Source organism: Luteimonas rhizosphaericola, assembly GCF_029888045.1.
Classification (GTDB): Bacteria; Pseudomonadota; Gammaproteobacteria; order Xanthomonadales; family Xanthomonadaceae; genus Luteimonas; species Luteimonas rhizosphaericola.
Genome location: NZ_JARXRN010000028.1, coordinates 182,853 through 207,909 on the forward strand (window position 1 = coordinate 182,853; position 25,057 = coordinate 207,909).

Genomic DNA, 25,057 nt, shown 5'->3' on the forward strand with positions numbered 1-25,057 from the left:
TCCAGCTTCGCCGCCCGCCAGCGGGCGACGCCGCCGGGGCGGACCTTATTCGACCCGCGCGGGATAGGCGCGCGGCAGGGCGCCGGCCTCGGGCGCCGGCGCCGCGCGCAGGTAGCGGTCGCGCAACTCGGTCTGGCGCGAACGCATCGGGATCGCGCGCCCGCCCAGCCAGACCTGCTCGGCCACATGGGCGACATCCAGCGGATCGCCGGTCCACAGCGCCAGGTCCGCGGTCTGGCCGACCGCGATCGTGCCGAGCCGGTCGCCGAGCCCGAAGGCCTGCGCCGGCACCCGCGTCAGGCCCGCCAGCCCGGCCTCCCACGGCAGCCCGTTGGCGACCGCGTTGCCCGCCAGCTGCCGCACCTTGCGCGCGTTGTGCGAGGCATCGCCCGACTGGGTGAAGCCCACCCGCACGCCGGCCGCATGCAGGCGCGCGGCGTTCTCGAGCGTGGCGCCCAGGCGGTCGAAGTTGCCCGGCAGGTTCACCAGCGGGTCGATGAACACCGGCACGTCGGCGGCGGCGAGTTCGCGGCCCAGCTTCCAGGCCTCGGCGCCGCCGGCGATGGCGATGCGCACGCCGTGCGCGCGCGACCAGCGCAGCAGCTGGCGGATGTCCGCGGCACGGTCGATCTCCACCACGACCCGGCCGCCGCCGTCGAGGTAGCGCTTGAGCGTCGTTCGGCCGGCGGGCGTGAGCAGGGCGAAGTTCGAATCCGCCGGCAGGCGTCCGCGCGCCTCGTCGACCAGCTGGTCGAGCAGCATCCACTGGCCCGCGCGCGAGGACCCGCTGAGGTTCGACGCGCCCGCGCCGAGCGCCACGAACAGCACCTTCGGACCTGCCGGGTCCGGGCTGCCGTCCAGGCGCACCACCGCGCCCTGGCCGCCGATGATCGAACCGCCCGACACCGTGCCGGCGCTGAGCAGGGTGAAGCCGATGCCCTCCACCCGCGCCACCGGCAGCAGGATCGACTCCGGGTTGTAGGCCAGGGTCACGTCGAACTCGGGGCGGACGGTGATGTCCTTGGCGTTCTCGCCCAGCGCCAGCGAGGCGTCCCGGGTCGAGGCTTCGCCCGAGACCTCCTCGATGCCGATCCCGGTGATGCCGCCGAACAGCGCCGGCGTGAGCGGGCGTCCGCCGGCATCCACCTCGGCCACGCCGGCCGCGGACAGCCCGCTGCCGATCGCGGCGATGCGGCCGCCGCGCACCAGCACGTCGTGCGCCTGCAGGGTGCCGCGCTCGGATGCGGTGTGGACGGTGGCGTTGCGGATCAGCACGTCCTGCGCGAACGCGGGCGCGGCGCAGAGCGCGGCCGCGAGGGTCGTGGCCAGCACGGCGAGACGACGGCTCATCGGGCACCTCCGGCCGCGGCGGTCGGCTGGCCGAGCATGAAGTCCGTGGTCGGCCGCAGCCTCGGGTCGGCGCGGTCGTACAGGCGCGCGCCGTCGATGTACACCTGCTCGGCATGCGCGTAGACGGTGAACGGATTGCCGTTCCACAGCACCACGTCGGCCATCTTGCCGGCCTCCAGGGTGCCGGTGACGTCGAGCACGCCCAGCGACTTCGCCGCGTTCTGGGTGATCCAGCGGATCGCGCGCTCGGGCGCGATCTCGATCCCCACCCGGCGTGCGTTGGCCATCACCTTGGCCGCTTCCTGGTTGAGGCGCTGGATGCCCTCGTCCGAGTCCGAATGCACGATCGCGCAGCCGTTCGGCGCGCGGTCGACGATCGCGATGTTCTCCTGGATGCCGTCGAAGGCCTCCATCTTGAAGCCCCACCAGTCGGCCCACAGCGCGCCGCAGACGCCGTCGGCGGCGAGCCGGTCGGCCAGCTTGTAGGCCTCCACGCCGTGGTGGAAGGCGGCGACCTTGAAGTCGAACTCCTTCGCCAGGTCGAGCATCTGCGCCATCTCGTCGGCGCGGTAGCAGTGGATGTGCACCAGGATGTCGCCGGCCATGGCGCCGGCGAGCGTGTCGAGCTTGAGGTCGCGCTTGCCCGAGCCGTCCTTCTCGCGCTTCTTCGCGTAGTCCTGCGCGTCGATGAACGCGGCGCGGTAGCCGGCGACGTTGCCCATGCGCGTGGAGGGACCGCCCTTCTGGCCGTACACGCGCTTGGGGTTCTCGCCGCAGGCCATCTTCAGCCCGTGCGGCGCGCCGGGGAACTTCATGCCCTGCGCGGTGGTGGCGGCGACGTTCTTGAGCGTCACCCCGCGCCCGCCGACCAGGTTGGCCGAACCCGGAAGGATCTGCAGCGCGGTCACGCCACCGGCGAGCGCGGCGCCGAAGCCCGGGTCCTGCGGCCACACCGAATGCTCGGCCCAGACCTGGGCGGTGACCGGCGCGGTGGCCTCGTTGCCGTCGCTGTGCGCGCTGGCGCCGGGACTGGGATACACGCCCAGGTGCGAGTGCACGTCGATCAGGCCGGGCGTGACCCACTTGCCGCGACCGTCCACGCGCACCACGTCGCTGCCGGCGGTCAGCCCGCTGCCGACCGCGGCGATGCGGCCGTCCTGCATCAGCACGTCCGCCCCCTCCAGCCGGCGGCCGTCGCCGGTGAGTACGGTGGCGCCGGTGATCAGCACCGGCGGCGCGGCGATCGCGCGGTAGGTGCTGGCATAGGGCTCCTGGCCGGAGCCGGGGCGCGCCTCGGCGGCGGGCGGCGGCGTGTCGCCGCCGCCGGTACTGGCGCAGCCGGCAAGCAGGGCCGCGCACAGCGCGGCGGTCAAGGGTCGAAGCATGCGTGTGGGTCCCCGGGAGAATCGGCTGACGGTAGCCGCTGGTGCGCGATGCGCCAGCCGCCAAAGGTCATGGTGCGTGACAGAATGCCGCAAAAGCGGAGGCGCGCATGAAGGACAAGCACGAGATCGTCGCCAACTGGCTGCCGCGCTACACCGGCGTGGCGCTCGAGGCCTTCGGCGAACACATCCTGCTGACCAACTTCGGCGGCTACCTGGGGCATTTCGCCCGGCTCACCGGCGCCGAAGTGGTCGGCACCGACCGGCCGATGCCCAGCGCCACCGCCGACGGCATCACCATGATCAACTTCGGCATGGGCAGCCCGAACGCGGCGACCATGATGGACCTGCTGTCGGCGATCGGGCCCAAGGCGGTGCTGTTCCTAGGCAAGTGCGGCGGGCTCAAGCGCAAGAACCAGCTCGGCGACCTGGTGCTGCCGATCGCGGCGATCCGCGGCGAGGGCACCTCCAACGACTACCTGCTGCCGGAAGTGCCCGCGCTGCCGGCCTTCGCGCTGCAGCGCGCGGTCTCGACCATGATCCGCGACCTCGGCCACGACTACTGGACCGGCACCGTGTTCACCACCAACCGCCGGGTCTGGGAGCACGACGACGCCTTCAAGAAGCGGCTGCGGGCGATGCGCTGCATGGCGATCGACATGGAAACCGCGACCCTGTTCGCCGCCGGCTTCGCCAACCGCATTCCCTCGGGCGCGCTGCTGCTGGTGAGCGACCAGCCGATGATCCCGGAAGGGGTGAAGACCGACATCTCCGATGCGCGGGTGAGCGCGGAGTTCGTGGAGCGCCACATCCAGATCGGGATCGAGGCGCTGCGCCTGATCCGCCGCCACGGCAAGTCGGTCCGGCACCTGCGGTTCGACGAATAGCCGCCCCGCGGCACGCACGACGCGCGTCTCCCGCCGAGTTCCCGGATGCGGCCTGCGGCCTTATCCGGGTGACGCGATGCGCCGGCACGGCGGGATCCCGCATCGCGAGCATTCCCGTAGCCCGGGTAAGCGAAGCGCACCCGGGACTCCGCGAAAACACGACCGCCGCGATCTTCCGATCGCCCGGATCCACGGGCGAGGCAATCCCGGCCTGCTCATCCCCGGATGCGGCCTGCGGCCTTATCCGGGCTACGCGACGGGTCGGCATGGAGGGATCCCGCATTGCGCGCATTCCCCGTAGCCCGGGTAAGCGAAGCGCACCCGGGGTCCACGGACCCGACGCGGCACACCCGCCGACCACGAACGCGCGGCGGCGCTATCATCGCCGCATGGACAACGCACACGAGATCCGCCAGGTCATCGAATTCTGGCGCACGTCCGGCTACGAGCGCTGGTTCAACGGCGGCGATGCGTTCGATGCCCAGTGCGGCGAGCGCTTCACCGGGCTGCACCTGGCCGCGGCGCGGCGCGAATGCGATGCATGGATGGACAGCGCCGACGGCGCGCTGGCGCTGCTGATCCTGCTCGACCAGATTCCGCGCAACGTGTTCCGCGGCAGCGGCCACGCGTTCGCCACCGATCCGCTGGCGCTGCACTACGCGGGGCGCGCGCTCGACGCCGGCCTCGACCGCGAGGTTGACGCGGACCTGCGCGCCTTCATGCACATGCCATTCGAGCATTCCGAGGCGCTGGCGGACCAGCAGCGCGCGGTGGCGCTGTTCGAGGCGCTGGGCGACGCGCAGTACCTGCAGTACGCGCGCGCGCACCTCGAAGTGATCGAACGCTTCGGCCGCTTCCCGCACCGCAACCGCGCCTTGGGACGCGAGAACACCGCGGACGAACAGGCCTGGCTCGACGCCGGCGGCGGCTTCTGAGCCAGCGCGTACGCACACCCTCCGGAAGGGCCGCTCGCCTCCCCCAGGCTGAAGAAGGCAGCGGGCCGCATCAATTATCCGGGATCAATTGGTTCGGGGCAGGTCACCGCGGCAGACAACATCATTCCCGCTGCAACGCCCCAGTCGTTGCAGATCGGCTTGGGCGGCGTCCTGGGCGGCGATCCTCTCGGACTCCGTCATGCAGACGCGCTCAACCTTATTGCTTCCGAGACTCTTCTTGCGCTCGCAGTGCACCTTCTTCTCGGCGTCGGTCGTTCCGTCTTCGCCGCGTGCAGCCGGTTCGTTGGCGAAAAGGGACCCGCAGCACAGAATCAATGCCATCAGAAGGATCGACTTCATGGCGAATTCTCCCAGAGCGTTGGAAAACCAGCAGTCGGAATTGGCTGCTGGCACGATCCTATCCCAGACGCATCTCCGCTGCACGCCGCGCGCCGCCGCCGCGATCCCGCGGTGCCCGGGGCCGCGCCGGCGTCACTCCCGCCGGCCCGCCCGCGCTTGAGGTTACTGAGATCAGTAGCGTGGAATCGACGCGTCCACCGTGTCCGACCACGCCGAGATGCCGCCCTCGACGTTGAACACGTTGCGGAAGCCCAGCGCGCGGAATTCCTCCGCGGCGCGGCCGCTGCGGCCGCCGCCGTGGCACAGGAACGCGATCGCGGTGTCCTTCGGCAGCGCCTCGATCGCGCCGCGGCCCTCGTCGAAGGTGCGGTAGGCCACCGGCACCGAGGCGATCGCGCGCTCCTCGGGCGGGCGCACGTCGACCAGCATCACCTCGCCGGTGCGCACCTTGGCATTGGCTTCGGCCGGCGTCAGCGCACCCACCGGGCCGGGCGCGTTGGGGTTGTCGATCACCAGGCCCTTGCCGCGCATGTCGTCGGCGAAGTCGATGGTCAGGCCGTCGGCGCGGCGCGCGCCGGCGACGTCGAACTGCACCCGCACGCCGTCGATGTCGACCGCGATCGCATCGGCGTCGGCCGGGCCCAGGTTGAGGCGGGTACGGAACGCGCGGTCGACTTCCACCTGCAGCGCGACCTCGCCGCCGGCATCGTCGATCGCCTGGCGGATCATCTTCAGTGCCGCGGGCGTGATGGTGATCGACGGCGGAGTGCGGTCGGGCGCGGGCAGGCCCAGCGCGGCATGCAGCTCGCCGCTGTTGACCATCTGGCCGATGATGTCGCTGCCGCCGACCAGCTCGCCGTCGATGTACAGCTGCGGGATGGTCGGCCAGTCACCGTAGACCTTGATGCCTTCGCGGATCGCGGGGTCGGTCAGCACGTCGACGTGGGCATAGTCGGCGCCCAGCGCGTCGAGCGCCGACACCGCCTTGGCCGAGAACCCGCACTGCGGCGCAGCCGGCGCGCCCTTCATGAACAGCACGGCGCGGTTGGACTGCAGCAGCGCGTCGATGCGGGCGCGCACGGCGGGGTCGAGGGACATGGGGGAATCCTGCGTGAAACGGGGCCCACCATGGTAGCGCGATCGCCCCCAGGCGGCCTGTGGACGGCCCGGAACGCACTGGTGCGCGGGCGGCCGCGCCGGCGGCGATGGCATCATCGTGCCGATGCACGCCTCCCATCGCCCACCCCGCCATCCCCGCGCCTGGCTACCGCTGCTGCTGCTCTCGCAGGCGGCGGTGGCGTGGCTGTGGTGGCGCTGGGGCTGGCCGGTCGGGCTGCCGGCGATGCTGGCCACGCACGCGGTCGCCTGGTGGGGCGTGCTGGCGCCGAACGCGGCGCTGTACGGACCGGTGCTCTCGCGGCTGCCCATCGCCGACAGGGACGTCTGGCTGACCATCGACGACGGTCCGTCGGACCAGACGGCGGCGATCCTCGACCTGCTCGACGCCCACGACGCCAGGGCCACCTTCTTCCTGGTCGGCGAGCGCGCCCGGGCGCGGCCCGACCTGGTGCGCGAGATCGCGCGCCGCGGCCACGGCATCGCCAACCACAGCGCGACCCATCCGCAGGCGCGATTCTGGGCGCTTGGCCCGCGGCGCATGCGCGCCGAGATCGAAGGCGCCCAGCACGAACTGCGGAACATCACCGGGTCCGCGCCGCGCTGGTTCCGGGCCGTGGTCGGGCACGCCAATCCGTTCGTGTCCGCGCCGCTGCGCGACGCCAGGCTGGCGCGCGTGGGCTGGAGCGCGCGTGGTTTCGACGCGGTCGAGCGCGACGTCGCGCGCGTGGTGGCGCGGATCGAGCGCGATCTGGCGCCGGGCGCGATCGTGCTGCTGCACGAGGGCGCGCCGCACGGACGCAGCGTGGAGATGATCGCGGCGGTGCTGGGCCGGCTCGAGGCGCTGGGCTATCGCGCGGCGTTGCCGGAGTAGCGGCTAAACAAACCGGGGTCAGAGTCGACTTTCGGCCGAGTTGCTTACGCCTCCCGACTTGCGAGGCGAAAGTCGACTCTGACCCCTGCCCTCACGTCCGTCGCGCCACCACCAGCCAGTTGTTGAACGGCGTGTTGCCGAACCAGGGGCGGATGTCGGCCGCGAGGCCGGCGGCGTCGAGCCGGGCGCGCAGTTCCTCGACCGCCGGATAGTGCTTCGGCCGGTCCGGCATCCAGCCGGTCAGCGCGGCGAAGCGGTCGCCGGCGCGGGTGCGGCGGATGCGCGCGCTGCCGTCGTCGAGCGCGGCGCGCATCACCAGCACGGCGCCGGGCGCGAGCATCGCGGTCGCCGCGTCGAGCAGCGTGGCCTGCTGCTCGCGGGTCAGGAACTGCAGCACGTCGAGGATCGCCACGCTGCCAGAATGCGGCGGGTAGCCCGCGGCCAGGTCGACCACGTCGAAGCGCACGTCGTCCAGCGCCGCACGCGCGGCGATGCGGCGCGCGCGTTCGATCTTGGGCGCGTCGATGTCCACGCCGACGTAGCCGGTGCGCTGGCCGTCGCGGCGCATCGCGTGCGCCAGCAGGCCCAGGCCGCAGCCCAGGTCCAGCAGCGGCGCGTCCACCCCGCGCAGCGCATCGAGCACGCCGGGATACAGCGGGTCGGTGCGCAGCTTGGTCAGCGTGTAGTAGTAGTCGTAGCGGTTGCCGAGCGTGCGCTCGGGCAGGAAGGCGCGGGCGATGCCCTGCGCGGCGGCGGCGTCCATGGGCCGCGGGGCGGGTACGTTCATGGCGGCGACAGTAACCGACGCGCGACCGGCAGCGCCAGCCGCGTCCACTGCGCGTACATCGTCGCGGACGGGTGCAGTCCGTCGTCGGCCAGCATCGCCGGCTCGGCGCCGTGCGCGCGGCTGGCGGCGGTGATGTCGACGAAGGCGATGCCGTGCGCCGCGCAGGCGGTCTGCGCCGCGGCGTTGAAGGCGTCGAGTTCGCGCGCGATCCGGTCCCGGTCGCGGCCGGACGCGATCGCGAACGGGGTCACGCCCCAGTCCGGGATCGACAGCACCAGCACCCGCCCGGGACGATCCCCGGCCAGCGCCGTCGCGCGCGCCAGCAGCGCCTCGAACTGCGCGCCGTACTCCGCCACGTCGCGCCCGCGGTACTGGTTGTTGACGCCCACCAGCAGCGAGACCAGGGCGAACCCGGCCGGCGGCTGCGCCACGTCGATCGCGGCGGACAGTTCGTCGGTGGTCCAGCCGGTGGCGGCGATGATGTCGGGATCGTCGAGCGCCACGCCGCCCGCGCGCAGCGCGCGCGCCAGCTGCACCGGCCAGCGGCCGTCGGCGTCGATGCCTTCGCCGATCGTGTAGCTGTCGCCGAGGGCGAGGTAGCGCACCGGCCTCACGCCGCGGGCCGCGCCTTCTTCTTCATCGGCACCACCTTGGCGTGGGCCTGCGCGCGACGGTCGAGCACGCGGTCGATGCGCGCGAACACCTCGCGCACCACGTCCGGCTGCGGCAGCAGGGTCACCCGGAAATGGTTGCGGTAGGGCACGTTGAAGCTGGCGCCGGGCACGATCAGCACGTCCTCGGTTTCCAGCATCTCCAGCGCGAAGCCGTGGTCGTCGAAGCCCTCGGCCGCGTCGCCGACCACGCCGGGGAACGCGTACAGGGCGCCGGCCGGCGAGGCCAGTTCGAGGTGCGGGCTGGCCGCGCAGGCCTCGATCACGGCGCGGCGCGCCTCGTACAGGCGGCCGCCGGGCCGGCACAGCGGGGTGATGGTGTCGGCGCCGGTCAGCGCGGCCTCGATCGCGAACTGGCCCGGCACGTTGGCGCACAGGCGCAGCGCGCCGAGCAGGTCCATGGCGTGGCGGAATTCGGCGCTGCGCTTCGGGTCGCCCGACAGCACCGCCCAGCCCACGCGCCAGCCGCAGGCGCGGTGCACCTTGGACAGGCCGCCGAACGACAGGCACGGCGCGTCGCCGGCGATCGGCGCCACCGGCACGAAGCCGTGGCCGTCGTAGAGGATGCTGTCGTAGATCTCGTCGCACAGCAGCAGCAGGTTGTGGCGGGCGGCGATCGCGACGATGCGTTCGAGCAGCTCGCGCGGGTAGTTGGCGCCGGTGGGGTTGTTCGGGTTGATCAGCACGATGGCGCGCGTGCGCGCCGACACCAGAGCCTCGAGCTCCACCGGGTCGGGCAGGAAGCCGTTGCCCTCGCGGCACTGGTAGAACACCGGGCGGCCGTCGTTGAGGATGGTCGCGGCCGACCACAGCGGATAGTCGGGCGAGGGCACCAGCACCTCGTCGCCGGGGTTGAGCAGCGCGCGCAGCGAGATGTCGATCAGCTCGCTCACGCCGTTGCCGACGAACACGCGCTCGGGCGAGGCGTGTGGCGTGCCGCGCGCGACGTGGTGCGCGGCGATCGCCTCGCGCGCCTCCGGCAGGCCCTGCTGGTGGGTGTAGGGATCGGTGCGGTGGATGTGGTCGGCGATCGCGCGCTGCAGGTGCTCGGGCGCGCGGAAGCCGAACGCGCCGGGGTTGCCGATGTTGAGCTTGATCAGCGTGCGGCCCTGGGTCTCCAGCTCGCGGGCGCGCCGGGCGAGTTCGCCGCGGATCTCGTAGCGCACTTCGGACAGGCGTTCGCGGACGGGCAGGCTGGGCAGGGACATCGGAGCGGCGGCGGGGCGGCGGGAGGCCGCGAAACTCCGGATCATACGCCTGTGCCGCGCGGTCGCACGCCGGTGTGCAGCCGTGCGTTGGCCCGCGTTCGGGGGTGCCGTCGCGCCCGCCGTGCACGCCTCCGGCCGGCCGCAGACACCCACGGCACGGGCGTGTGCCGCGGCAGGCCCTAGAATCGCCGCATGCAGACCCCGCCCGCACGCGCTTGATTCCCGCCGCCAACGCGCTGCGCGCGATCGGCTGGCCTTGGGTCGGCGCGCCTGCGCCGGGGCCCTGGGCCGACGCCATGGCGGCGCATCCGCAGGCGCGTCCGGCGCGGGTGGTGGAGCAGCACCGCTCGGGCTACGTGGTTGCCGATGCAACCGACCGTTCGTTCACCGTGGAGTCGCCGCCCGAGTGGCAGCGGCCGCCGGGCTACAAGCGCGGCAAGGTCGCGCCCGAGGACCGCGCGGTGGTGGGCGACTGGGTGCTGGTGGAGGACGGCAAGCGGATCGTCGCCCTGCTGCCGCGGCGCAGTGCGATCAAGCGCGGCGCCGCGGGCGAGCACTACCGCCAGCAGCTGATCGCCGCGAACATCGACACGGTGCTGATCGTGTGCGGGCTGGACGGCGACTTCAACCCGCGCCGGATCGAACGCTACCTGCTGCTGGTGCAGGCCGACGGCGTGACCCCGGTGGTGGTGCTGACCAAGGCCGACCGCCCCGGCACGGACGTGGCCGCGGCGCGCGCGGCGCTGGCGGCGATCGACCTGCCGGCGGAGGCGCCCAGAGCTGCGAACGCGGCGGGCGCGCCCGATACGCCCGAGGCGGCCGACCAGGCGCAGGAGCCGCCGCGCGATGCCGCGACGACGGGTCCGGCGCGGTCCGGCCCCGCCGCGACCGGCGTTGCCGTGGTCGCGGTCAATGCGCGCGACCCGGCCAGCGTCGCCGCGCTGGACCGCTTCCTGCCGCCGGGCGCGACCGCGGTGCTGGTCGGCAGCTCGGGCGCGGGCAAGTCGACCCTGACCAACTCGCTGCTGGGCATCGAGCGGATGAAGACCGCCGAGGTGCGCGAACACGACGCGCGCGGGCGCCACACCACCACCTTCCGCGCGCTGATCGCGCTGCCCTCCGGCGCCTGCCTGATCGACACCCCGGGCATGCGCGAGCTCAAGCCCACCGGCGAGGAGACCCTGGCCGAGGGTGGTTTCGGCGACATCGAGGCGCTGGCCGCGCAGTGCCGCTTCCGCGACTGCGCGCACCGGAACGAGCCGGGCTGCGCGGTGCGCGCAGCGGTCGAGGCCGGCCGGCTGGACGCCGGGCGCGTGGCCAACTATTTCAAGCTGCGGGACGAAGTGGCCGCCGCCGCCGACCGGCTGGCCGCGCGCGTAGCCCAGCAGGCCGATGCGAAGGGCGGGTCGGGCAAGCGCCCCGGCCCGGGCGCGCGCGGCTCCGGCGGCCGGCCATCCACCCGACCGTCCGGCGGCGGCAGCGGTCGCCGCGGCTGACGGGCCGGAACGCGCCGCGATGCCCGACGCCATCGCCCATCACGCCGCGCTCGATGCGCGCATGGTCGCCGCAGCGCGCGGCCTGCGGGTGCTGTCGCTGGCGAGCTGGCCGGCCGCGGTGCAGCGCGACTTCCTGGCCGCGCATGCGCGCGGGCAGGCGCGCATGCCCGAGGTGCGCTATCCGCGGCACGACTTCGGGGATGCCCGGCGCGAACTGGCCGCGGTCGCCGACGCCGCGGATCCCGACCACCCGCTCGGCGCCTACCTGGTCGAGTCCTGCCGGCACTGGGACCTGGCCGCGCGCCTGCTCGAGGCGCTGGGCACCGCGCAGGCGGGCGCGCTGTCGGTCGCGCTGTACGGACACCCGGACGATCCACTGCCCGGCGGCGGCACCACCAGCCGCGACGCGGCGCGCCACTTCATCGGCATCGCCGACGAGCTCGACCGCGAACTGCTCGCGCCGCAGGAGCAGGTGGGCGTGTCGGCCACCGCGTTGCGGCTGCAGTTGCAGAACGACCTGGACGCGTTCTTCGGCGAGCGAGTGATCGCGGTCGAGCTGGACCCGGACATGATCGCCAAGGCCGCCGCGGGCGCCTACCGCATCCGCTTGCGCGACGGCGCCGCGTTCAGCGACTACGATCGCCAGCAGCTGCTGCACCACGAGGCGCTGGTGCACTCGCTGACCGCGCTCAACGGCCGCCTGCAGCCGGTGCTGCCGAGCCTGGCGCTGTCCTCGCCGCGGGTCACGGCCACCCAGGAAGGGCTGGCGGTGCTGGCCGAGCAGATCACCGGCAGCATCGACATCGAGCGCATGAAGCGCGTGAGCCTGCGCACCGAGGCGATCGCGATGGCGCTGGGCGGCGCGGACTTCCTGGAGGTGTTCGCCTGGTTCCGCCACGCCGGGCAGTCCGATGCCGAAAGCTTCGCCTCCGCCCAGCGCGTGTTCCGCGGCGTGCCGACCGCCGGCGGCGCGGCGTTCGCCAAGGACACGGTGTACCTGCGCGGCCTGGTGGAGGTGCACACCTTCTTCCGCCATTCGCTGCGCGAGGGCCGGCTGCGCCAGTGCCGGCGGCTGTTTGCCGGGAAGATGACGCTCGACGACGTGCAGCGCTTCGAGCCGCTGTTCGAGGCCGGCGTGCTCGACGCGCCGCGCTGGTTGCCGGACTGGGTGGCGCGCGCCAACGGCCTGGCGGGCCTGCTCGCGTTCTCGCTGTTCGCCAACCGCATCCGGCTGGACCGGCTGTCGAACGGCGGCGAGGGCTGACGCGGCGCGGCGCGGGGCGCGCCGCGGAATTTGACCAGCCACTTTGTCGCATCGCCGCATCGCCGCGTCCGGGTGGGCGCTGCCGGCGCATGGGCGATACGCGCGCGCACCGCGCAGCGGTGCGGGTTGTGGCGCACGCCGGCCCGTTCCGGGACGAGCGGCTAGAATCCCCGTTCCGCACACGGCCGAACCCCGATGTCAGACAAGTTGCCGGACAACAGCGAAACCGCCGACGAATTCCGCCAGGCTGCGCTCGACTACCACCGCATGGCGCCGCGCGGCAAGATCAAGGTCGTCGCGACCAAGCCGATGCTCACCCAGCGCGACCTGGCGCTGGCGTACTCGCCCGGCGTGGCCTACGCCTGCGAGGAGATCGCCGCCGATCCGACCAAGGCCAGCGACTACACCGCGCGGGGCAACCTGGTGGCGGTGATCTCGAACGGTACCGCGGTGCTGGGCCTGGGCGACATCGGCCCGCTGGCCGGCAAGCCGGTCATGGAAGGCAAGGGCGTGCTGTTCCAGAAGTTCGCCGGCATCGACGTGTTCGACATCGAAGTCGACGAGAAGGACCCCGACAAACTCGTCGACATCATCGCCAGCCTGGAGCCGACGTTCGGCGGCATCAACCTCGAGGACATCAAGGCGCCGGAGTGCTTCATCGTCGAGCGCAAGCTGCGCGAGCGGCTGAACATCCCGGTGTTTCACGACGACCAGCACGGCACCGCGATCATCGTCGCCGCCGCCGTGGTCAACGCGCTGGAGATCGCGGGCAAGCGGATCGGGGACGTCCGGCTCGCCACCACCGGCGCCGGCGCGGCCGGCATCGCCTGCCTGGACATGCTGGTGGCGCTGGGGCTGAAGCCCGAGCACATCGTCGCCTTCGACCGCGGCGGCGTGATCCACAGCGGCCGCACCGACCTGGACGAGGCCAAGCGCCGCTACGCGCGCGACACCGACCACCGCGAGCTGGCGCAGATCGTGGCCGGCGCGGACGTGTTCCTGGGCCTGTCGGCCGGCGGCATCCTGACGCCCGAGATGGTCGCCACCATGGCGCCGACGCCGATCATCCTGGCGCTGGCCAACCCGTATCCGGAGATCCTGCCCGAAGCGGCCAAGGCCGTGCGCCCGGACTGCATCATCGCCACCGGCCGCTCGGACTACCCCAACCAGGTCAACAACGCGCTCTGCTTCCCGTACATCTTCCGCGGCGCGCTCGACGTGGGTGCGACCGGCATCAACGAGGCGATGAAGCTCGCCTGCGTGCACGCGATCGCGGCCCTGGCCAAGAGCGAGGCCAGCGACCTGGGCGCGGCCTACGGCGAGGAGATCCCGAGCTTCGGCCCGGACTATCTCATTCCGCGCCCGTTCGACCCGCGCCTGCTGATGCAGCTGGCGCCGTGCGTGGCCAAGGCGGCGATGGAATCGGGCGTCGCCACGCGTCCGATCACCGACATGCCGGCGTATCGCGAAAAGCTCGGCCAGTTCATCTACCGCACCGGGCTGGTGATGAAGCCGGTGTACGACCGCGCCCGCGGCGACCGCCAGCGGGTGGTCTACGCCGAGGGAGAGGAGGAAACCGTGCTGCGCGCGGTGCAGACCGTGGTCGACGAGGGGCTGGCGTTCCCGATCCTGATCGGGCGCCCGGACGTGATCGACATGCGCATCCGGCGCCTGGGCCTGCGCCTGCGCGCGGGCGAGGACTTCGAGCTCACCAACGTCGACGACGACCCGCGCTACAACGACTACTGGCGCCACTACCACGCGCTCACCGAGCGCCGCGGCGTGACGCCGGACGCGGCCAAGGCCATGCTGCGCTCGCGCACCACCCTGATCGCCGCGATCATGGTCGACCGCGGCGAGGCCGACGCGATGATCACCGGCCTGGTCGGCCGCTTCCACAAGAAGCTCGGCTACATCCGCAGCGTGTTCCCGCTCGACCCGGGCGTGCAGAGCACCTCGGCGATGACCGGCGTGGTCAACGACCGCGGCCTGTGGTTCTTCGTCGACACCCACGTGCAGCCCGATCCCACCCCCGAGCAGATCGCCGAGAGCACCATCCAGGCCGCCTACCGGCTCAAGCTGTTCGGGATCGAGCCGAAGATCGCGCTGATGTCGCACTCGAACTTCGGCAGCCACGACGATGCCAGCGCGCGCAAGATGCGCGAGGTGCGGCAGATCCTGCTGCGCCGCGCGCCCAAGCTCGAAGTGGACGGCGAGATGCAGGGCGACACCGCGTGGGACGACGGCCTGCGTCGCCGCATCTTCCCCAACACCACGCTGGAGGGCCGCGCGAACCTGTTCGTGATGCCGAACCTGGACGCGGCCAACATCACCTACAACCTGATCCGGATGATGACCGACGGCGTGGCCCTGGGCCCGATCCTGATGGGCGTGAGCAAGCCCGCGCACGTGCTCACCCAGACCTCCACCCCGCGCCGGGTGATCAACATGACCGCGATCGCCGCGGTCGAGGCCCAGATCCGCAAGCAGATGCAGTCCGAACGCGAAGCCTGACCCGCGCCGCCCATCGCTACGGGTCCCGGATGCGGCCTTTGGCCTTATCCGGGCGACGCGTCCCGCAGCGTAGCTGCGTAGCCTGGATAAGCGAAGCGCATCCGGGGGAAAGCTCCCGTTGCGATCGACGACACAGCACCGCCCGTCATCGGGGCTCCCCGGATGCGGCCTGCGGCCTTATCCGGGCTACGTATCTCCGGGTCCCGGTGCGCGTAGCCCGGATAAGCGAAGCGCATCCGGGGCGAGTCCCGACCCGCGCGCGGGCGTAACCCCTACCAACCGTCCCGGCGCAGGGCGATGCCCCTGTGCAAGCGCACCTGCGAACGTAGGCGCATGGTGCGCTATCGCCGCAATCGCGTTCCCGACGGGACGTTCTTCTTCACCGTCACCCTGCGCGACCGGCGCAGCGACCTGCTCGTGCGCCACATCGACCTGTTGGGCGCCTCTTGGCGCAAGGCGCGAGGACGCATCGCCCACCATATCGTGGCGGTCGTGGTCCTGCCCGACCACCTCCATGCAGTGATCACCATGCGCGACGGGGCCGGCGACTATTCCGGCCTGTGGCGCGAGATCAAGAAGGGGTTCACCCGCGGCATCGGACCGGCCGCGAGGCCATGGCAGTCGCGCTTCTGGGAACACACCATCCGCGACGCGGACGACCTGGCCGCGCATGTCGATTACGTGCATGCCAACCCGCTCAGACACGGTCTGGTATCCCGCGTGGCCGAATGGCCGCATTCGAGCTTCCATCGCCATGTTCGCCTCGGGGCGCTCCCGCAGGACTGGGGTGGCGAGGTGGACCTGCCGGCCGCTGCGGGAGAACGCGATCCGTAGGCCGGACAGGCCGATCGCGGGGCCGCGACGGCGCGTTTGCGGTATATGCGGGGGCGGGCAGGCATCGTGGCCTTCCCGGATGCGGCCTCCGGCCTTATCCGGGCTACGCGGGCGGCGCGCGTAGCCCGGATAAGCGAAGCGCATCCGGGATGGGCGGTCTCCATGGCGCGTGTGGACGAATCTGACATCCGTGGTCCCCGGATGCGGCCTTCGGCCTTATCCGGGCTACGCGGGGGGTGGAGGATGACACCGAGGTGCGTTCTTCGCGGATCCGCCTGTGGCCTTCTGCGGACGATGCATCGATCCGCGCGGCCGGCATGCCGGTCCCCGATGCGGCCTCCGGCCTTATCCGGGCTACGCGGGCGGCGCGCGTAGCCCGGATAAGCGAAGCGCATCCGGGATGGGCGGCCTCCATGGCGCGGGTGGGCGATGCGGACACCCGTTCTCCCGGATGCGGCCTTCGGCCTTATCCGGGCTACGCGGGGGGGGATGACACCGAGGTGCGCTTTTTCGCGGCTCCGCCTGTGGCCTTCTGCGGACGATGCATCGATCCGCGCGGCCGGCATGCCGGTCCCCGATGCGGCCTTCGGCCTTGTCCGGGCGACCCGGGTGACGCGCGTAGCCCGGATAAGCGAAGCGCATCCGGGATGGGCGGTTTCCATGGCGCGGGTGGGCGATGCGGACATCCGTTCTCCCGGATGCGGCCTTTGGCCTTATCCGGGCTACGCGGTAGGCCCGTTATCCGGGTACGCGACGGCTCGGCTAGGGCTGCGAATCGCGCGGGGTTGCGGCGCCGAGCAGCGGGCGCAGCACGTCCGGCAAGGCGTCCAGGTCGTCCTTGAGGACCAGCCCATCCGCGGGCGGCGGATCGTCGTCGGGCGCCAGGCCGCCGGTGAGGAACACGAACGGAAGCGAGGGGTCGTGCGCGCGCACCAGCGCCAGCGCCTCGGCGCCCGAGAAGCCGGGCAGGTTGACGTCCGACACCACCGCGTGCGGCGCGAAGGCCTCGAGCGCGTCGGCCAGAGCGGCGCCGGTGTCGACGCGCCGGCATTGCACCGCCAGCCCGCCCTTGCGCAGGGCGTACTCGGCCAGCTCGGCGTCGTCGCGCGAATCGTCGACCAGCAGCACGCGCCAGTCCCCGTCGTCCCGTCCGGACCCGGACGGCGACCCTCCCGCCATCGGCGTCAGCCCTTCTTCGGCGGCTCGTTGAGCACCGCCCAGAACCGGCCGAGCGTGCGCACCGCGTCGAAGAACTGGTCCACGTCCACCGGCTTGACCACGTAGGCGTTCACGCCCAGGTCCCAGCTGCGCGCCAGGTCGCTCTCCTCGCGCGAGGACGACAGCACCACGATCGGCAGCGACTTGAAGCGGTCGTCCTTGCGCAGCTCGGTCAGCACTTCAAGGCCGTCCATGCGCGGCATCTTGATGTCGAGCAGCAGCACGGCCACGTCCTCGTCGGGCCGCTCGGACCACTTGCCGCGGCGAAGCAGGTAGTCCAGCGCGTCGACGCCGTCCTCCACGTGCACGATCGGGTTCGCCAGGTGCGCCTCGCGCAGCGCATCGATGGCCATCTCCGCGTCGTGGGGGCTGTCCTCGGCCAGCAGGATGGTGCGCAGTTCGCTCATGGGGTGGTCTCGTTGGAGGCGGGCGTTTCGCCCGCGGCAGGAAGGGTGAAATGGAAGGTGGCGCCCTGGCCCAGTTCGGACTCGGCCCAGATGCGGCCGCCGTGGCGCGTGAGCACGCGGCGCACGCTGGCCAGGCCGATGCCGGTGCCGGGGAACTCGCTGGCCGCGTGCAGGCGCTGGAACACGCCGAACAGCTTGCCCGCGTACTGCATGTCGAAGCCGGCGCCGTTGTCGCGCACCTCGAACTGGTGCGAACCATCGTCGCCGCGGCGGTAGCCGATCTCGATCCGCGCCGGCTCGCTGCCGCGGCTGTACTTGACCGCGTTGCCGAGCAGGTTCAGCCATACCTGGCGCAGCATGTTCTCGTCGCCCACCACCACCGGCAGCGGCGCGATGCGCCATTCGATCCGGTGCCCGGGCGTCTCGCTGGCGGTGTTGGCGTCGAGCATGGCGCGGGTCTCGGCCGCCAGCGACTGCATGTCCACCGTCTGCATCCGCAACGCGCTGCGGCCCAGGCGCGAATACACCAGCAGGTCGTCGATCAGCGCCGACATGCGCTTGGCCGAGGACACCATCACGTCCAAGTAGTGCTGCGACTTCTCGTCCAGGCTCTCGCCCAGGTGGCGGCCGAGCTTGTCGCCGAAGCCGGCGATGTGGCGCAGCGGCGCGCGCAGGTCGTGCGAGACCGAGTAGCTGAAGGCCTCCAGCTCGCGGTTGACGTCCGAGACCTGCTCCACCTTGCCCTCGAGCTGGCGGTTGAGTTCGCGGATCTGGCGGTCGCTGGCCTTCTGCACGCTGATGTCGCTGACGGTCAGCAGGGCCACGTTCTCGTCGCTGTCGGGCAGCGGCATGCGGCGGGCGTTGATCACCATGGTGCGCTCGACGCCGTCGGCGGTGGTCTGCACCTGCTCGTGGTCCCACAGCTCGCGGCCGCGCGTGAGCACGTCGGCCAGGCGGCGCAGGGTGCGCTCGTCGTTCCAGGCGCCGTCGCCCAGTTCGGCCAGCGGGGTGCCGCGCGCATCGGCCTGCACGCCGTACATCTCGGCGAAGGCGGCGTTGTGCATCACCACGCGCTGGTCGGCGTCCACCAGCACGATCGGCTCGCGCACCGTGTCCAGCACCACGCTCGAGCGTGCGCTGGCGCGCTGGGCGTCGTTCTCGGCGCGCAGCCGGAACGCCAGCTGCCGGGCCGAATACACCAGCACGCCGCCGAGCAGCAGCAGCTGCCCGGCCATCGCGACCCAGGTGGCGAGGCGGGCACGGGACTCCATCTGTTCGGCCCGCGCCTGGCGCTCTGCCAGCAGGCGCTGTTCCTCGTCGACGATCTGGCGGATCAGCCCATGGATCGGGTAGCGCGCCACCATCGCGTCGATGTCGATCGCGCTGACGTCGCTGGCGCCGGCCCCGATGATGCGGTCGGCGTGCGCCTTGCGCAGCAGCAGGTTGGTCTGCAGCTCGGCGATGCGCACCTGCTGGTCCGGGTTGTCGCTCGTCAGCCGCTGCAGCTTCTGCAGGGTGGGGACGATGCGTTCGCGGCTGTCGGCGACGCGGTCACGCAGCATCGCGTTGTCCACGCCCGCGGCCAGCGACAGCGCGCCGGACTCCATGTTGCGCATGTCCGCGGCCAGCGAATGCACCGTGGCCTCGGTCTCGTGGGTGTGCACCACCATCTGCCAGGCCGCGTCGATGTCCACCGCGGCCTGGCGCAGCAGCAGGAACGGGGTGACCACGATCACCACGATCACCAGCCCGAGTGCGGGCAGGCGCCAGTTCGACAGCGGTTGCGGATAGGCGGAGGACAGGGACATCGAGCGGGGACTGGGGCCGGGCGGACACACGGGACCCGGGACGCCGACCCCGGCGCCTCACTCCCCTGTGGCGGCGATCATTGCCGACGCAATCCCGGAGGGCAAGCGCCGCGGGTGGGTGGCGCCGGGCCTGGGGCCCGGGCGGAAAACGGGGCAGATTGCCCGCGGCGATGTGCAGGCGGCGCGAAGACCGCGAAGACGCGGGCGGCCGGTCAGTCGGCGTCGTCGCCCTCGAGCACCTTGCGCTGCATGGCGTCGAGGTAGGCATCGGCCTCCGCGGCGGAGGCGAAGATCTCGTGCAGCGGCACCGCCTTGACCAGGTCGAACACCTTCTGGATCTGCGGCTGCGGGTTGACCACCAGCACCCGCCCGCCGCGCGCCGACAGCGCCTTGCGCGCACGGAAGATCGAGCGCACCCCGGCGCTGCTGATGTACTGCAGGTCGTGCAGGTCCAGGACCAGCGAGCGCAGCGATTCGGCCTCGAGCACCGGCCCCAGCGCCTGGTCGAGCTCGGTGTGGGTATGGGTGTCGAGCCGGCCGCCGACCGCCACGGTCTGCACGTCGTTGCGCGCCGGGTCGATGCGGAGGGAAAGGGTGGACATGCGCGGGTTCCTTGTCAGCCGGTCGCGGGGTCGAGCCGCAGGGTGACGCGCACGAGGTTGCGGCCCTCGTGGCGCCGGTAGTCGAGGCTGTGCGCCAGCTCGCGCACCAGGTGCAGGCCCAGGCCGCCGATGGGGCGCTGGTCGATCGACGCGTCCAGGTCCGGCGCGGGCGCGGCGGTGGGGTCGAACGCCGGGCCGTTGTCGTCCAGTTCCAGCACCAGCTGGGCGGCGTCCAGCTGCAGCCGCAGCCGCAGGTGCGCGTCCTCGTCGGCGCTGCCGTGGACCAGGGCGTTGCAGGCCAGCTCCTCCACGATCAGCCGCGCATCGTGGATGCAGGCGCGGTCGATGCCGGCCTCGGCCAGCGTGGTCTCGACCGCGTCGGCGAGTTCGCCGATGTGCGCCGGACTGGCGATGGTCTTGTGCACGGCCCTCATCCCCCTGTCGCCACGGCCACCGCGTCGTCCACCGTGGTGGCGGCCGCGACGGCGTGCGTGCGCCGGATCGCCAGCACGGTGATGTCGTCGGACTGCGCCGCCCCCGCCACGAAGTGTTGCACATCGCGCAGCAGGCGCCGGCAGGTCGCGTCCGCGCCCTCGCCGGGCCGCAGCGCCTGCCGCAGCCGCGTGTCGCCGTAGCCGGCATCGTCGGCGTCGAAGGCCTCGGTGATGCCGTCGGTCCAGGCCACCAGGGTGGCGTCTGCGGGCAGCCAGGCCTCGCGCACCACGTAGCGGTCGAACACCTCGAAGCCCAGCGGCGGCCCGGCCTCCAGCGCCAGGGTTTCGACCCGGCCGTCGGCGTGCACCAGCGCCGGCGGATCGTGGCCGGCGCTGGCCAGCAGGCAGCGGCCGGTCGCCACCTCCAGCCGCCCGCACAGCACGGTGGCGAACATGCAGGTCTCGTTGCCTTCCACCAGCCGGCCGGAGGCCGCGGCCAGGATCGCCGCGGGCGAGGCGTGCCGCCGCGCCTGCCCCTCCAGCACCGTCGCGGTGCGGGCCATGAACAGCGCCGCCGGCACGCCCTTGTCGGAGACGTCGCCAATGGCGAACCACACCGCGCCGTCGTCGAGTTCGGCGAACTGGTAGAAATCCCCGCCCACCGCCTTGGCCGGCTCCAGCACCGCGCACAGGTCCACGGCCATGCCGGCGTGCTCGACCACACGCGGATGCGGCAGCATCGACTCCTGGATCTCGCGCGCGATGCCCAGCTCGCTCTCCAGCTTCTGCCGCGCGCCGGCCATCGCCTCGATCTCGCGCAGCTGGCGCTGGATCGAACCGCGCGCGCTGTTGTACGCCCGCGCCATCACCCCGACCTCGTCGCGGCGGCCGATGTGCGGCAGCGGGTAGTCGAACTCGCCATTGGCGAAGTGCCGGGCCGAGTCGGTCAGGTCCTCGATCGGCTGCAGCAGCCGCCCGGTGTAGCGGCGCACCAGCACCAGCGCCGGCAGCAGCGCCAGCAGGCCGATCAGCGCCACCCACTGCGCCACCTCGCGCAGCTGGCGCAGGATGAAGCTCTCCGAGGCCGAGGTGGCGAAGGTCCAGCCGCTGTCGCCCACCGGCGCGGCCTGGGTGAGGAAGGACTCGCCGCTGGCCGGGTCGTGATGCTCGAACTCCACCGCCTGCCCGCTGGCGTGCGCCTGCGCCAGCGGCGCCAGGTCGGCGCGGCCGCCGTGTTCGACCAGCACCGGCAGCCGCTGGCGCATGCGCAGGCCGGCGTCGGGATGCACCACCGCCAGCCCGCCGGGCGAGAACAGCATCGGCTGCAGCCCGGCCTCGGCCGGCACGCCCTGCAGCAGGCCCTCGAGCAGGCGCGAGACCGGCACGTCCAGGCTCACCATGCCCAGCGCGGGCACCAGCGCGCCATCGCCGGGCAGGCGCAGCGGCAGGTTGTAGGTGGTGAAGTCCGCGCCCGCGGTGGCGGCATTGGCATAGGGCTCGGACCACCACGGCCGCGGCGCCTCGATCGTGCGCACGTACCAGGGCATGGCGCGGTAGTCGTAGCCCAGGTCCTGCACCGAGCGCTCCACCAGGCGCTGGCCGTCGCGGCGGATGTACCAGGTGAACCCGGGATCGTCCGGCGCCAGCCGGCCGGGCTCGACGATGATCATCGCCCCGGCGATGTCCGGGTCGCCCGCCAGGCTGGCCAGCAGCAGCGAGCGCAGGTGCAGCGGCTGCGCGCCGACGCCGGTCGCGCCCGCGGCCAGGGTGCGGCCGCTGACCTGCACCGAGTCCAGGATCGCCTCCAGGTTCAGCGCTCCCTGACGGGTGAGCGCCTGCGCCTCCACGCGCGCGTTGTGCACCACCAGCATCCGCGCGCCGAGGTAGAACGCCAGCGTGGTGGCCAGCACCAGCACCGCGTTGAGCAGGCCCGACCACAGCGCCATGCGCGTGCGCAGGCTGCGGTGCCAGCGCAGCCGGGGGGAGCGGGGTGGGTCGCGGTCCATGCCCGGGGTCTCCTGCGGATGCCCGTGGCCGCGATCATAGTCCGCGCGGAGCCCGTGCAGTGCGCCGGCGCATGGTCGTCACGGCCTTCGCCCGCGGCCCGCGGCGCGCCCGGGCGGCGCCGGGCCGGCTGCTAGAATCGGGGGTCCAACTTCCCCACGACTAGGCGTGGCCAGCGGGCCGCGGCGGAGCAAGCGATGAACTGGTTGAACGACGTGCTGCAGAACGACCCCGATCCCACCGAGACCCGGGAGTGGATCGAATCGCTCAAGGCGGTCATCGACCACAGCGGCCCCGAGCGCGCGCACCACCTGCTGCAGGACATGGTGGAGCTGACCCGCCGCGCCGGCGCCCACCTTCCGTTCGCCCCCACCACCGAATACATCAACACCATCCCGGCCCACCTCGAGCCGAAGATGCCCGGCGACCAGACGCTGGAGTGGAAGATCCGCTCGATCATCCGCTGGAACGCGATGGCCATGGTGGTGCGCGCCAACCGCAAGCCCGGTGACCTGGGCGGCCACATCGCCAGCTTCGCCTCCAGCGCCACCCTGTACGACGTGGGCTTCAACCACTTCTTCCGCGGCCCCGACGGCGACCACCCGGGCGACCTCATCGCCACCCAGGGCCACAGCTCGCCCGGCATCTACGCCCGCGCGTTCCTGGAAGGCCGCATCAGCGAATCGCAGATCGACCACTTCCGCATGGAAGTCGACGGCCGCGGCATCTCGTCCTACCCGCACCCGTGGCTGATGCCCGATTTCTGGCAGGTGCCCACGGTGTCGATGGGCCTCGGGCCGATCGCCGCCATCTACCAGGCGCGCAACTGGAAGTACCTCGAGTCGCGCGGCCTTAGCCCGAAGTCCGACCGCAAGGTGTGGTGCTTCCTCGGCGACGGCGAGACCGACGAGCCCGAAAGCCTGGGCGCGCTGTCGATCGCCGGGCGCGAGGGCCTGGACAACCTGGTGTTCGTGGTCAACTGCAACCTGCAGCGCCTGGACGGCCCGGTGCGCGGCAACGGCAAGATCATCCAGGAGCTGGAGAGCCAGTTCCGCGGCGCCGGCTGGAACGTGGTCAAGACCATCTGGGGCAGCTACTGGGACCCGCTGCTGGCCAAGGACCACCAGGGCATGCTGCGCAAGCTGATGATGGAGACCGTCGACGGCGAGTACCAGAACTGCAAGGCCTTCGGCGGCGCCTACACGCGCGAGAACTTCTTCGGCAAGTACGAAGAAACCGCGGCCATGGTGGCCAACCTGTCCGACGACGACATCTGGCGACTCAACCGCGGCGGCCACGATCCGCACAAGGTGTACGCGGCCTACACCAACGCCATGCAGACCAAGGGCCAGCCCACGGTGATCCTGGCCAAGACGGTGAAGGGTTACGGCCTGGGCAGCGCGGGCGAGGCGCTCAACCCCACCCACAACACCAAGAAGCTCGACGACGCCGCGGTGCGCGCGTTCCGCGACCGCTTCAAGATCCCGGTCGACGACGAGCAGCTCAAGGACGGCAACATCCCCTTCTACCACCCGGGCGAGAAGTCCGAGGAAGTGCAGTACCTGCTCGAGCGCCGCAAGTCGCTCGGCGGCTTCCTGCCGCAGCGCCGGCGCAAGGCCGACGAGTCGCTGGTGGCCCCGAAGCTCGAGGTGTTCGAGCGCCTGATGAAGGACACCGGCGAGCGCGAGATGTCCACCACCATGGCCTTCGTGCAGTCGCTCAACATCATCCTGCGCGACAAGCAGGTGGGCCCGCGCGCGGTGCCGATCGTCTGCGACGAGGCGCGCACCTTCGGCATGGAAGGCCTGTTCCGTCAGATCGGCATCTACGCCCCGGCCGGACAGAAGTACAAGCCGGTGGACCGCGACCAGCTGATGTACTACCGCGAGGACACCACCGGCCAGGTGCTGCAGGAAGGCATCACCGAGGCCGGCGCGTTCGCCTCGTGGATGGCCGCGGCCACCAGCTACTCCACCAACAACCTGCAGCTGCTGCCGTTCTACATCTACTACTCGATGTTCGGCTTCCAGCGCGTGGGCGACGCCGCCTGGCAGGCGGCCGACATGCGCGCGCGCGGCTTCCTGCTCGGCGGCACCGCCGGCCGCACCACGCTCAACGGCGAGGGCCTGCAGCACGAGGACGGCCACAGCCACCTGCTGTCCGGCGCGATCCCCAACTGCCGCAGCTACGACCCCACCTTCGCGGGCGAGGTGGCGGTGATCCTGCAGCACGGCATGAAGCGCATGATCGAGGAGCAGGTGGACGAGTACTACTACCTGACCCTGATGAACGAGAACTACAGCCACCCGGCGCTGCCCGAGGGCGCGGCCGACGGCGTCATCAAGGGCATGTACCTGCTCAAGGACGCCGGCAAGGCCAAGAAGGGCGAGCTGCGCGTGCAGCTGATGGGCAGCGGCACGATCTTGCGCGAAGCCATCGCCGCGGCCGAGCTGCTGGACAAGGACTTCGGCGTGGTGGCGGACGTGTGGAGCTGCCCCAGCTTCACCGAACTGCGCCGCGACGGCTACGACGCCGAGCGCTGGAACCGCCTGCACCCCGAGGACAAGCCGCGCAAGGCCTATGTCACCGAGTGCATCGAGTCCCGCCCCGCCGGCCCGGTGATCGCCGCCACCGACTACGTGCGCAACTTCACCGACCAGATCCGCGCCTTCATCCCCCGCACCTACACCGTGCTGGGCACCGACGGCTTCGGCCGCAGCGACACCCGCGCCAACCTGCGGCGGCACTTCGAAGTCGATAGGTATTACATCGCGCATGCCGCGATCGACGCGCTGGCGAAGGACGGCAAGATGACGGCGAAGGATGCGGCCCGGGCGATCAAGCTGTACAAGCTGGATCAGGAGAAGCCGAATCCGTTGGGGGTTTGAAGTCGCGGGTTTTAGATA

General features: G+C 71.9%; 20 protein-coding genes and 1 pseudogene. 8 read left to right on the plus strand and 13 right to left on the minus strand.

From position 1 onward, the window contains the following. Positions 1 to 45 precede the first annotated feature (45 nt). Both QFW80_RS13360 and QFW80_RS13365 read right to left on the minus strand, forming a co-directional pair. Positions 46 to 1,350, minus strand: coding sequence for an amidohydrolase family protein (locus QFW80_RS13360; protein WP_280602468.1), 1,305 nt, complete (start codon positions 1,348 to 1,350; stop codon positions 46 to 48). Next, positions 1,347 to 2,618: pseudogene (locus QFW80_RS13365) on the minus strand (amidohydrolase); the annotation flags it as partial. The pseudogene QFW80_RS13365 and the gene QFW80_RS13360, both read right to left, overlap by 4 nt. A gap of 224 nt (positions 2,619 to 2,842) precedes the next feature. Here QFW80_RS13365 and QFW80_RS13370 point away from each other — a divergent pair. Together QFW80_RS13370 and QFW80_RS13375 are read left to right on the plus strand one after the other, a co-directional pair. After that, positions 2,843 to 3,619 carry an AMP nucleosidase gene (locus QFW80_RS13370; protein ID WP_280602470.1) on the plus strand — a complete coding sequence of 259 codons (777 nt, stop codon included), beginning with the start codon at positions 2,843 to 2,845 and terminating at the stop codon, positions 3,617 to 3,619. Between the two features lie 389 nt (positions 3,620 to 4,008). After that, positions 4,009 to 4,554, plus strand: coding sequence for a DUF924 family protein (locus tag QFW80_RS13375; RefSeq protein WP_280602471.1), 546 nt, complete (start codon positions 4,009 to 4,011; stop codon positions 4,552 to 4,554). A gap of 84 nt (positions 4,555 to 4,638) precedes the next feature. Here the strand turns inward: QFW80_RS13375 and QFW80_RS13380 are convergent, their stop codons facing one another. Together QFW80_RS13380 and grxD are read right to left on the minus strand one after the other, a co-directional pair. Then, entirely contained in the window at positions 4,639 to 4,914 is a 276-nt protein-coding gene (locus QFW80_RS13380) for a hypothetical protein (protein WP_280602472.1), read from the minus strand. Positions 4,915 to 5,085: 171 nt separating this feature from the next. After that, positions 5,086 to 6,012: a Grx4 family monothiol glutaredoxin gene (gene grxD / locus QFW80_RS13385; RefSeq protein ID WP_280602473.1), complete on the minus strand. Its 927-nt coding sequence runs from the start codon at positions 6,010 to 6,012 to the stop codon at positions 5,086 to 5,088. 124 nt (positions 6,013 to 6,136) lie between these two features. On the opposite strand from grxD, the gene QFW80_RS13390 reads away from it, so the two are divergent. Beyond that, entirely contained in the window at positions 6,137 to 6,904 is a 768-nt protein-coding gene (locus QFW80_RS13390; protein ID WP_280602474.1) for a polysaccharide deacetylase family protein, read from the plus strand. 91 nt (positions 6,905 to 6,995) lie between these two features. Here QFW80_RS13390 and QFW80_RS13395 read toward each other — a convergent pair whose 3' ends face one another. From QFW80_RS13395 to QFW80_RS13405, 3 genes are read right to left on the minus strand one after another with little or no spacing between them, the layout of a single operon-like run. Further along, the gene (locus QFW80_RS13395; RefSeq protein WP_425603591.1) at positions 6,996 to 7,667 is read right to left on the minus strand and encodes a methyltransferase domain-containing protein; all 672 of its coding nucleotides are present in this window, start codon (positions 7,665 to 7,667) and stop codon (positions 6,996 to 6,998) included. Positions 7,668 to 7,687: 20 nt separating this feature from the next. Further along, positions 7,688 to 8,296: a GDSL-type esterase/lipase family protein gene (locus QFW80_RS13400; RefSeq protein ID WP_280602476.1), complete on the minus strand. Its 609-nt coding sequence runs from the start codon at positions 8,294 to 8,296 to the stop codon at positions 7,688 to 7,690. A gap of 5 nt (positions 8,297 to 8,301) precedes the next feature. After that, positions 8,302 to 9,570, minus strand: coding sequence for an aminotransferase class I/II-fold pyridoxal phosphate-dependent enzyme (locus QFW80_RS13405; RefSeq protein WP_280602477.1), 1,269 nt, complete (start codon positions 9,568 to 9,570; stop codon positions 8,302 to 8,304). A gap of 215 nt (positions 9,571 to 9,785) precedes the next feature. On the opposite strand from QFW80_RS13405, the gene rsgA reads away from it, so the two are divergent. From rsgA to QFW80_RS13425, 4 genes are all read left to right on the plus strand, one after another. After that, the gene (gene rsgA / locus QFW80_RS13410; protein ID WP_280602478.1) at positions 9,786 to 11,066 is read left to right on the plus strand and encodes a ribosome small subunit-dependent GTPase A; all 1,281 of its coding nucleotides are present in this window, start codon (positions 9,786 to 9,788) and stop codon (positions 11,064 to 11,066) included. Between the two features lie 19 nt (positions 11,067 to 11,085). Beyond that, a complete protein-coding gene (locus QFW80_RS13415; RefSeq protein ID WP_280602479.1) occupies positions 11,086 to 12,330 on the plus strand; it encodes a flavohemoglobin expression-modulating QEGLA motif protein in 1,245 nt (414 codons plus the stop codon). Between the two features lie 195 nt (positions 12,331 to 12,525). After that, complete coding sequence (locus QFW80_RS13420) at positions 12,526 to 14,844, plus strand: NADP-dependent malic enzyme (protein ID WP_280602480.1); 2,319 nt, start codon at positions 12,526 to 12,528, stop codon at positions 14,842 to 14,844. Positions 14,845 to 15,141: 297 nt separating this feature from the next. Then, the gene (locus QFW80_RS13425) at positions 15,142 to 15,678 is read left to right on the plus strand and encodes an REP-associated tyrosine transposase (RefSeq protein ID WP_280602481.1); all 537 of its coding nucleotides are present in this window, start codon (positions 15,142 to 15,144) and stop codon (positions 15,676 to 15,678) included. A 762-nt stretch (positions 15,679 to 16,440) separates the two neighbouring features. Here the strand turns inward: QFW80_RS13425 and QFW80_RS13430 are convergent. The 6 genes from QFW80_RS13430 to QFW80_RS13455 all read right to left on the minus strand — a co-directional run bounded on the left by QFW80_RS13430 (position 16,441) and on the right by QFW80_RS13455 (position 22,153). Next, positions 16,441 to 16,806, minus strand: a complete 366-nt coding sequence (locus QFW80_RS13430; protein ID WP_280602482.1) for a response regulator — start codon at positions 16,804 to 16,806, stop codon at positions 16,441 to 16,443. Positions 16,807 to 16,862: 56 nt separating this feature from the next. After that, positions 16,863 to 17,303: a response regulator gene (locus QFW80_RS13435; protein ID WP_280602483.1), complete on the minus strand. Its 441-nt coding sequence runs from the start codon at positions 17,301 to 17,303 to the stop codon at positions 16,863 to 16,865. Continuing rightward, positions 17,300 to 19,111 carry an ATP-binding protein gene (locus tag QFW80_RS13440; protein ID WP_280602484.1) on the minus strand — a complete coding sequence of 604 codons (1,812 nt, stop codon included), beginning with the start codon at positions 19,109 to 19,111 and terminating at the stop codon, positions 17,300 to 17,302. The genes QFW80_RS13435 and QFW80_RS13440 overlap by 4 nt, the downstream gene beginning before the upstream one ends. A gap of 212 nt (positions 19,112 to 19,323) precedes the next feature. Beyond that, positions 19,324 to 19,713 (minus strand): STAS domain-containing protein, encoded by a 390-nt coding sequence (locus tag QFW80_RS13445; protein ID WP_280602485.1) that lies wholly within the window; start codon positions 19,711 to 19,713, stop codon positions 19,324 to 19,326. A 14-nt stretch (positions 19,714 to 19,727) separates the two neighbouring features. Then, a complete protein-coding gene (locus QFW80_RS13450; protein ID WP_331488503.1) occupies positions 19,728 to 20,138 on the minus strand; it encodes an ATP-binding protein in 411 nt (136 codons plus the stop codon). Between the two features lie 5 nt (positions 20,139 to 20,143). Next, positions 20,144 to 22,153: a SpoIIE family protein phosphatase gene (locus QFW80_RS13455; RefSeq protein WP_280602487.1), complete on the minus strand. Its 2,010-nt coding sequence runs from the start codon at positions 22,151 to 22,153 to the stop codon at positions 20,144 to 20,146. Positions 22,154 to 22,348: 195 nt separating this feature from the next. Here QFW80_RS13455 and aceE point away from each other — a divergent pair, with 195 nt between their 5' ends. Continuing rightward, complete coding sequence (gene aceE, locus QFW80_RS13460) at positions 22,349 to 25,039, plus strand: pyruvate dehydrogenase (acetyl-transferring), homodimeric type (RefSeq protein WP_280602488.1); 2,691 nt, start codon at positions 22,349 to 22,351, stop codon at positions 25,037 to 25,039. Positions 25,040 to 25,057: the final 18 nt, after the last annotated feature.